This is a genomic window from Escherichia albertii NBRC 107761 = DSM 17582 (assembly GCF_000759775.1).
Classification (GTDB): Bacteria; Pseudomonadota; Gammaproteobacteria; order Enterobacterales; family Enterobacteriaceae; genus Escherichia; species Escherichia albertii.
The window spans coordinates 24,177-30,903 of record NZ_BBMY01000049.1 but is presented as its reverse complement, the minus strand read 5'-3'; the positions used below and the strand labels follow the sequence as shown (position 1 = coordinate 30,903).

Here is a 6,727-nt window from a genome sequence, read left to right as displayed (position 1 = left end):
GGTGCCGCCGCCGCGCGTAACGTCGGTGAAGTAAAAGCAGTACACGTTATTCCCCGCCCACATACCGATGTCGAAAAAATCTTACCAAAGGGAATTAACCCATGAGCAGCAATGAACTGGTCGAACAAATCATGGCACAGGTCATCGCCCGCGTAGCGACGCCAGCGCATGAGGTTCTCCCAAAAACCACTCATCAAACACGAGAGACGGCTATGGCAGAAAAAAGCTGCACGTTAACGGAATTTGTTGGCACCGCTATTGGCGACACTGTAGGTCTGGTCATTGCGAACGTTGATAGCGCCCTGTTGGACGCGATGAAACTCGAAAAACGCTATCGCTCCATTGGCATTCTGGGTGCGCGTATTGGCGCAGGTCCACACATTATGGCCGCTGATGAAGCGGTAAAAGCCACAAACACTGAAGTTATTAGCATTGAACTTCCGCGCGATACCAAAGGCGGTGCCGGACACGGCTCGTTAATCCTCTTAGGCGGCAACGATGTTTCCGACGTGAAACGCGGTATTGAAGTTGCCCTGAAAGAACTCGACCGGACCTTTGGTGATGTCTATGCCAACGAAGCCGGGCATCTTGAACTGCAATACACCGCCCGCGCCAGCTATGCACTAGAAAAAGCGTTTGGCGCACCTCTGGGTCGCGCTTGCGGCGTTATTGTCGGCGCTCCAGCCGCTGTTGGTGTTCTGATGGCCGATACCGCGCTGAAGTCCGCCAATGTGGATGTAGTGGCATACAGCTCACCAGCTCAAGGCACCAGCTACAGCAATGAAGTCATTCTGATTATCTCGGGTGACTCCGGCGCAGTCCGTCAGGCGGTCATCTCCGCACGCGAAATCGGTAAAACCGTACTTTCGACTCTCGGCGATACACCGAAAAACGATCGCCCTTCCTACATCTGAATTCCCTGAGGCAGATTCATGAGATCGAAAAGATTTGAAGCACTGGCCAAACGTCCGGTCAACCAGGACGGTTTCGTTAAAGAGTGGATTGAAGAAGGCTTCATTGCGATGGAAAGCCCGAACGATCCAAAACCGTCAATAAAAATTGTTAACGGCGCCATCACCGAACTGGATGGAAAACCTGCCAGCCAGTTTGACCTGATCGACCACTTTATCGCCCGCTACGGCATCAATCTCGCGCGTGCCGAAGAAGTCATCGCGATGGACTCGGTCAAACTAGCCAATATGTTGTGCGATCCCAATGTCAAACGTAGCGATATCGTTCCCCTTACCACTGCAATGACGCCCGCTAAAATCGTCGAAGTAGTTTCGCAAATGAATGTGGTAGAGATGATGATGGCGATGCAAAAAATGCGCGCCCGTCGGACACCATCACAACAGGCTCACGTCACAAACGTTAAAGATAATCCAGTACAAATTGCTGCCGACGCGGCTGAAGGTGCATGGCGCGGGTTTGACGAACAGGAAACCACCGTCGCCGTTGCTCGCTATGCGCCGTTCAACGCCATCGCTCTGCTGGTGGGTTCGCAGGTTGGGCGCCCGGGCGTTTTGACCCAATGTTCACTGGAAGAAGCCACCGAACTGAAACTCGGTATGCTAGGCCATACCTGTTATGCCGAAACGATTTCTGTCTACGGCACAGAACCCGTTTTCACCGATGGCGATGATACCCCGTGGTCAAAAGGATTTCTCGCGTCGTCTTATGCTTCTCGCGGCTTGAAAATGCGCTTTACTTCCGGCTCCGGCTCTGAAGTGCAGATGGGCTACGCGGAAGGGAAATCAATGCTTTATCTCGAAGCTCGCTGCATTTATATCACCAAAGCTGCAGGTGTTCAGGGGTTGCAGAATGGTTCGGTAAGTTGCATTGGCGTTCCATCGGCGGTACCGTCAGGCATCCGTGCAGTGCTGGCGGAAAATTTAATTTGTTCATCGCTTGATCTGGAATGCGCCTCCAGTAACGACCAGACCTTTACCCACTCAGATATGCGCCGTACCGCGCGTTTCCTGATGCAGTTTCTGCCGGGCACTGACTTTATCTCTTCCGTTTTTTCCGCTGTGCCGAACTACGACAATATGTTTGCCGGTTCAAACGAAGACGCCGAAGACTTCGATGACTACAACGTCATCCAGCGTGACCTGAAGGTTGATGGCGGTCTGCGACCGGTGCGCGAAGAAGATGTTGTCGCCATCCGCAATAAAGCTGCACGCGCTTTACAGGCTGTCTTTGCCGGTATGGGATTACCCCTGATTACCGATGAAGAGGTCGAAGCAGCGACCTATGCCCACGGCTCGAAAGATATGCCGGAACGCAACATCGTAGAAGACATTAAGTTCGCCCAGGACATTATCAATAAAAACCGTAACAGCCTGGAAGTAGTGAAAGCCCTGGCGCAAGGTGGTTTTACCGATGTCGCCCAGGACATGCTCAACATGCAAAAAGCGAAACTGACCGGCGATTATCTTCATACCTCAGCCATTATCGTCGATGACGGACAAGTGCTCTCTGCGGTCAATGACGTCAATGATTACGCCGGACCGGCTACGGGTTATCGCCTGCAAGGAGAACGCTGGGAAGAAATCAAAAATATCCCCGGCGCACTTGATCCCAACGAAATTGACTAAGGGTGAGAAATGGAAATTAACGAAAAATTACTACGTCAGGTAATCGAAGACGTGTTGGCAGAAATGCAAACCAGCGACAAGTCCGTGTCATTTCGCACACCTGTCGCCGCTACTGCCACTTCCACACCGGATGCCGGAAGTTTTTTGACCGAAACTGGCGAAGCCCAACAAGGTACTCAACAGGATGAAGTCATTATTGCTGTAGGCCCGGCATTTGGCCTGGCGCAGACCGTCAATATTATCGGCATTCCGCATAAACACATCTTGCGCGAAGTGATTGCCGGCATCGAAGAAGAAGGCATTAAAGCCCGTGTGATTCGCTGCTTTAAATCGTCTGATGTCGCATTCGTGGCGGTCGAAGGCGATCGCCTTAGTGGTTCCGGCATTGCTATTGGTATTCAGTCAAAAGGCACCACGGTTATCCACCAGCAGGGGCTTCCCCCTTTATCTAACCTGGAACTTTTCCCGCAAGCGCCTTTGTTGACGCTGGAAACTTACCGCCAGATTGGCAAAAACGCTGCGCGTTATGCGAAGCGTGAATCTCCACAACCAGTTCCGACCCTCAACGATCAAATGGCGCGGCCTAAATACCAGGCCAAATCAGCCATTTTGCATATCAAAGAGACGAAGTACGTGGTAACTGGCAAAAAACCGCAAGAACTGCGTGTGACGTTTTAACAAAGGAAACCTTCATGAATACCGATGCAATTGAGTCGATGGTCAGGGACGTGTTGAACCGCATGAACAGTCTACAGGGTGTAACTCCTGTTTCTGCGGCTCCCAACTCGTCAATACAGAGCGCCAAAGTGACTGATTACCCGCTGGCAAATAAACATCCAGAATGGGTCAAAACGGCGACCAATAAAACGCTCGACGATTTCACGCTGGAAAATGTACTCAGCGATAAAGTCACCGCCCAGGATATGCGCATAACCCCTGAAACATTGCGTATTCAGGCCGCGATTGCCAGAGATGCTGGTCGTGATCGCCTGGCGATGAATTTTGAACGTGCCGCCGAGCTTACATCCGTGCCGGACGATCGCATCCTTGAAATCTACAATGCGTTACGCCCTTATCGTTCAACTAAACAAGAACTCATTGCCATTGCTGACGATCTTGAACGTCGCTATCAGGCAAAAATTTGCGCTGCATTTGTCCGCGAAGCCGCAGAACTGTATGTCGCGCGTAAAAAACTGAAAGGCGACGATTAAGGACGAACTATGCGATATATAGCAGGCATTGATATCGGCAATTCATCCACAGAAGTTGCCCTGGCGACGCTCAGTACGTCTGGAGAATTGTTATTCGTGAGCAGCGCCCTTGCGGAAACCACCGGAATCAAAGGTACGTTGCGTAACGTACAGGGTATTCAGGAGGCTCTCGTACAGGCAACGAAAAAAGTCGGCATCAATGTCAGCGATATTTCACTTATTCGCATCAACGAAGCAACTCCTGTCATTGGCGATGTGGCGATGGAAACCATTACGGAAACCATCATCACCGAATCAACCATGATTGGCCACAACCCGAAAACTCCGGGCGGAGTGGGACTGGGCGTGGGGCTCACCATCACTCCACAAGAGTTGTTAACACGCCCGGCGAATGCCCCGTACATTCTGGTCGTGTCATCGGCATTTGATTTTGCCGATATCGCGACCATGATAAACGCCTCCATGCGTGCCGGGTATCAACTGACTGGCGTTATTCTGCAACGCGATGATGGCGTGCTGGTCAATAACCGACTGGAAATTCCTTTACCCATTGTTGATGAAGTCCTCTACATCGATCGTATTCCGCTCGGTATGTTGGCCGCTATTGAAGTCGCCGTTCCCGGAAAGGTTATCGAAACCCTGTCTAACCCGTATGGGATTGCTACTGTTTTCACCCTCAATGCCGAAGAGACTAAAAATATCGTTCCTGTTGCACGAGCGCTAATAGGCAACCGTTCTGCAGTCGTGGTGAAAACACCGTCTGGCGACGTTAAAGCCCGTTCGATACCCGCTGGAAACATCGAGCTGCTTTCTGCCGGGCGTACAATACGAGTTGATGTTACAGCAGGTGCCGACGCCATTATGAAAGCAGTCGGCGAGTGCTCAAAACTGGAAAACGTGACAGGCGAATCCGGTACCAATATCGGCGGTATGCTGGAGCATGTTCGCCAGACTATGGCGGAGCTGACCAATAAACCCAGCCACGAAATTTTTATTCAGGATTTACTGGCGATAGATACCTCTGTTCCCGTCAGCGTAACCGGTGGTCTGGCGGGTGAATTTTCACTGGAACAGGCTGTAGGTATCGCTTCAATGGTGAAATCCGATCGTCTGCAAATGGCGATGATCGCCAGTGAAATTAAGCGAAAACTGCATGTTGATGTACAGGTCGGAGGCGCAGAAGCAGAAGCCGCAATTCAGGGAGCCTTAACTACCCCTGGAACCACACGCCCTCTGGCAATTCTGGACTTAGGCGCAGGCTCTACCGATGCCTCCATCATCAATCAAAAAGGGGAAATGATAGCCACTCACCTTGCGGGAGCGGGCGACATGGTGACGATGATTATTGCCCGGGTACTGGGCTTAAATGATCGTTATCTGGCAGAAGAAATCAAAAAGTACCCGTTGGCAAAAGTAGAAAGCCTGTTCCATTTACGCCATGAAGACGGCAGCGTTCAGTTCTTCCCTACTCCACTATCCCCTCATGTATTTGCCCGCGTTTGTGTGGTGAAACCCGACGAACTGGTGCCCATTCCCGGCGATTTAACGCTGGAAAAAGTACGCGCTGTTCGTCGCAGTGCAAAAGAACGCGTCTTCGTAACCAATGCCCTGCGCGCGCTACGTCAGGTAAGTCCTGGCGGAAATATTCGCGATATTCCATTCGTCGTTCTGGTAGGCGGTTCTTCGCTGGATTTCGAGATACCGCAGTTAGTTACCGATGCGTTGGCGCATTATCGCCTGGTTGCCGGGCGCGGGAATATCCGTGGAAGCGAAGGTCCGCGCAATGCAGTAGCTACCGGGCTACTCATTTCCTGGCACAAGGAGTCGGCTCATGGAAAGTAAAGATCATGCGCCAGTCATTGTCGTCACGGAAATCGGTAACTGTATCAATACATGGAATGAGGTGCTTCTTGGCATTGAAGAGGAAGGTATTCCCTTTCACATTCAACAGATCCCGTCAGGTGAAGTTATCGATAGCACCTGGCAGGCTGCTCGTCAGTCCCCCCTGCTGGTTGGCATAGCCTGCGACCGGGAAAAACTGATTGTGCATTACAAAAACTTACCGACATCAGCGCCACTGTTTACGCTGATGTATCAACAAGATAACCATGCCCGGCGCAGCATCGGCAATAACGCTGCCCGCCTGGTAAAAGGCATTCCTTTCCGGGAAGGCCACTCATAATCCACAGGAGAAACGCCGTATGAACAACGCACTAGGACTGGTTGAAACAAAAGGGTTAGTTGGCGCAATTGAAGCTGCAGATGCCATGGTTAAATCCGCCAACGTACAGCTGGTTGGCTATGAAAAGATTGGTTCGGGTCTGATTACGGTGATGGTCCGCGGTGATGTTGGCGCAGTAAAAGCCGCCGTTGATACCGGGAGCGCTGCGGCAAGCGCCGTTGGCGAAGTGAAATCCTGCCATGTCATCCCGCGCCCACACAGTGATGTTGAGGCTATTTTACCTAAATCTGCATAACCCCATTTACTAAGGAGCACAGCGTGAAGCAATCACTGGGATTACTTGAAATCAGTGGCCTGGCCCTCGCCATCAGTTGTGCAGACGCGATGGCAAAAGCCGCGTCCATCACGCTGGTTGGCCTTGAGAAGACCAATGGTTCAGGCTGGACGCTCATCAAAATCATCGGTGATGTCGCCTCGGTTAATGCGGCAATCGCGACGGGTGCCAGTTTCGCCGGACAGCGAAATGGCCTTGTCGCGCACAAAGTGATTGCCCGCCCGGGAGAGGGCATTCTGCCCCACATACCAGAAGCCTTGAATGTGGCGGTTGAAACAAGTGAAACACCAGCACCAACAGTCGCCTCAGAGGTTATCAGTTGTAATTTGTGTCTTGATCCGGCGTGTCAACGGCAAAAAGGTGAGCCCCGCTCTCTTTGCCTGCACTCCGCTAAGTGAGGGGG

The 6,727-nt window shown here is 51.8% G+C and carries 8 protein-coding genes and 1 pseudogene; all 9 read left to right on the top strand.

All coding sequences use genetic code 11. The annotated features are described in order from the left end of the window. Positions 1-105: pseudogene (gene pduA, locus EA14781_RS10875) on the top strand (propanediol utilization microcompartment protein PduA); the annotation flags it as partial. Continuing rightward, positions 102-914, top strand: a complete 813-nt coding sequence (gene pduB, locus EA14781_RS10870; protein WP_000097474.1) for a propanediol utilization microcompartment protein PduB — start codon at positions 102-104, stop codon at positions 912-914. The pseudogene pduA and the gene pduB, both read left to right, overlap by 4 nt. 18 nt (positions 915-932) lie before the next feature. Next, complete coding sequence (pduC, locus tag EA14781_RS10865) at positions 933-2,597, top strand: propanediol dehydratase large subunit PduC (RefSeq protein ID WP_001256882.1); 1,665 nt, start codon at positions 933-935, stop codon at positions 2,595-2,597. 9 nt (positions 2,598-2,606) lie between these two features. Beyond that, complete coding sequence (locus EA14781_RS10860; RefSeq protein WP_000405060.1) at positions 2,607-3,275, top strand: propanediol/glycerol family dehydratase medium subunit; 669 nt, start codon at positions 2,607-2,609, stop codon at positions 3,273-3,275. 14 nt (positions 3,276-3,289) lie between these two features. Then, on the top strand, positions 3,290-3,808 hold the full coding sequence (gene pduE, locus EA14781_RS10855) for a propanediol dehydratase small subunit PduE (protein WP_001090592.1): 519 nt from the start codon (positions 3,290-3,292) through the stop codon (positions 3,806-3,808). Positions 3,809-3,817: 9 nt separating this feature from the next. Further along, positions 3,818-5,650, top strand: a complete 1,833-nt coding sequence (locus tag EA14781_RS10850) for a diol dehydratase reactivase subunit alpha (protein WP_001268921.1) — start codon at positions 3,818-3,820, stop codon at positions 5,648-5,650. Continuing rightward, positions 5,640-5,990 (top strand): glycerol dehydratase reactivase beta/small subunit family protein, encoded by a 351-nt coding sequence (locus tag EA14781_RS10845; protein ID WP_000443996.1) that lies wholly within the window; start codon positions 5,640-5,642, stop codon positions 5,988-5,990. Before EA14781_RS10850 ends, EA14781_RS10845 begins: the two co-directional genes overlap by 11 nt. Positions 5,991-6,009: 19 nt before the next feature. Beyond that, on the top strand, positions 6,010-6,285 hold the full coding sequence (pduJ, locus tag EA14781_RS10840) for a propanediol utilization microcompartment protein PduJ (protein WP_001057754.1): 276 nt from the start codon (positions 6,010-6,012) through the stop codon (positions 6,283-6,285). Between the two features lie 23 nt (positions 6,286-6,308). Beyond that, entirely contained in the window at positions 6,309-6,722 is a 414-nt protein-coding gene (locus EA14781_RS10835; RefSeq protein ID WP_000814155.1) for a BMC domain-containing protein, read from the top strand. Positions 6,723-6,727 lie beyond the last annotated feature (5 nt).